The sequence below is a fragment of the Vibrio sp. 10N.222.48.A3 genome (genome assembly GCF_041475345.1).
Classification (GTDB): domain Bacteria; phylum Pseudomonadota; class Gammaproteobacteria; order Enterobacterales; family Vibrionaceae; genus Vibrio; species Vibrio tasmaniensis_A.
Genome location: NZ_JBFRVX010001030.1, coordinates 1 through 445, shown reverse-complemented (window position 1 = coordinate 445; position 445 = coordinate 1). Strand labels below are relative to the sequence as shown.

Here is a 445-nt window from a genome sequence, read left to right as displayed (position 1 = left end):
GTTGTTTACTACGATTGGCATGACTATACAGCTTGAGCCGAGAGTTGTTTCAAGAGTCGATCCATCGCTCGATAACCAAGTGCCTCTGATAAATGCTTCTTTTCAATCTGCTCATTACCCTCTAGGTCCGCAATGGTTCGCGCTACCTTAATAATGCGATGATAAGCACGAATTGATAAACCTAATCGATGCAGAGCCGTTTCCAGAAATTCTGCATCCTCACGCCTCAATGGGCAGTACTTTTCAATTTCTCGGCTGCCTAACAGCGCATTCGATTTATGGTTCCTAGACAGCATCAACTGGCGCGCTTGTTTGACTCTTTGCTTTACCACTTGAGTCGTTTCACCACGATCGCCACCTTCAGCCAACATCCCTTTGGGCAATAGTGGGATCTCCAATGACATATCGAACCGATCAAGCAGTGGCCCCGATAATCGATTGAGAT

General features: G+C 46.3%; 1 pseudogene. It reads right to left on the bottom strand.

Going from position 1 to position 445, the window contains the following annotated elements:
- Positions 1–23: 23 nt before the first annotated feature.
- Positions 24–445 (bottom strand): annotated as a pseudogene (locus tag AB4653_RS23285) (ATPase); the annotation flags it as partial.